Here is a 1,474-nt window from a genome sequence, read left to right on the forward strand (position 1 = left end):
TGCACCAGAATGCCGTGGACTGCGGGATCGGTATTCAGCTTGTCGATCAATGCCAGCAGGTCTGCCTCGGAGGTGTCCACATCCAGCTTGTGCTCATACGAGTTCATGCCGACCTCGACGGTCATCTTGCCCTTCGAGCGGACATAGACCTGGCTGGCCGGGTCTTCGCCCACCAGAACCACGGCCAGACCAGGGGTGATGCCATTTTCGTCCTTCAGCTTTGCAACCTGATCGGCAACCTGTGCCCGCACCGTTGCTGCAAAGGCCTTACCGTCGATAACCTGCGCTACCATTCTTCGATCCCTTCTTCCCAAAACGGATCGGGCGCTTGGGGCGCCCGGTCAGTCAGTCGTTGCCGAGCACACGTTCCTCACGCGCAATCGACCAGTCAATCAGAATGCGCCACAGCGTCTCGGCCAGATCGGGGTCCATCCCCGCCGCCTGAGAGCTGGCACGCACCTTTTGCACCACCTCTTCAACACGATCCGGAATACGGGCCGGCAGGCCCTCGCCCGGCTTCAACTCAGACGCGCGATCAATGTAGCTGGCGCGCCTCACCAGCATCTCGATCAGGTGCCGGTCCAGCTGGTCGATCTGAATCCGCAGATCCTGCATCGTTGCGCAGTCTTGCGGCGGTGTCAGAGTGGGCATCGTGATCTCCTCGTGGCCCGGAGCATTCTCCGGATCACGAGATGTCTTATCTGGCGACTTAGAACAAGCCCTCGATCTCACCTGCGTCATTGAGGCAGATGCTTTCGGCCGCCGGTTTGCGCGGCAGGCCCGGCATAGTCATGATCTCACCACAGACCGCCACGATAAATCCGGCACCCGCGCTCAGGCGCACCTCGCGCACCGGAACCGAATGGCCGGTGGGCGCGCCGCGCAACGAGGGATCGGTCGAGAAGGAATACTGCGTCTTGGCCATGCAGACCGGCAGGTTGCCGTAACCGGCTTCTTCCCATTCACGCAGCTGGTTGCGGATCTTGTTGTCGGCCAAAACCTCGTCCGCGCGATAGATGCGCTTGGCGATGGTTTCGATCTTCTCGAACAGCGGCATATTGTCGGGGTAGATCGGCGCAAAGTTCGCTGTGCCCCCTTCGACGATTTCGACCACCTTCTCGGCCAGCGGCGCCGAACCTTCCGACCCCAGCTCCCAGTGACGCGACAGAACCGCTTCGACCCCGTGGTCAGAGCAATAGTCTTTCACGGCTTGCACTTCAGCGTCGGTATCGGTGACGAAGTGGTTGATGCCAACCACAACCGGCACGCCAAAGGATTTGACGTTTTCGATGTGACGACCCAGGTTGGCACAGCCCGATTTGACCGCGTCGACGTTTTCCGCACCCAGATCAGCCTTGGCCACACCGCCATTCATCTTCATCGCACGCACGGTGGCGACCAGCACCACAGCCGACGGCGCGATACCCGCCTTGCGGCACTTGATGTTCATGAATTTCTCGGCGCCCAGATCGGC

3 protein-coding genes are annotated in these 1,474 nt (G+C 60.7%); all 3 read right to left on the bottom strand.

Annotated elements, in window-relative coordinates:
* On the bottom strand, positions 1-293 hold a 293-nt coding region (locus tag AC2FIM_RS20250; protein ID WP_496708387.1), incomplete at its 3' end, for a tetrahydrofolate dehydrogenase/cyclohydrolase catalytic domain-containing protein.
* A 52-nt stretch (positions 294-345) separates the two neighbouring features.
* Complete coding sequence (locus tag AC2FIM_RS20255) at positions 346-651, bottom strand: chorismate mutase (protein WP_142640424.1); 306 nt, start codon at positions 649-651, stop codon at positions 346-348.
* A 58-nt stretch (positions 652-709) separates the two neighbouring features.
* On the bottom strand, positions 710-1,474 hold a 765-nt coding region (locus tag AC2FIM_RS20260), incomplete at its 5' end, for a formate--tetrahydrofolate ligase (protein WP_496732300.1).

Source organism: Ruegeria sp. CDSC052 (genome assembly GCF_059610685.1).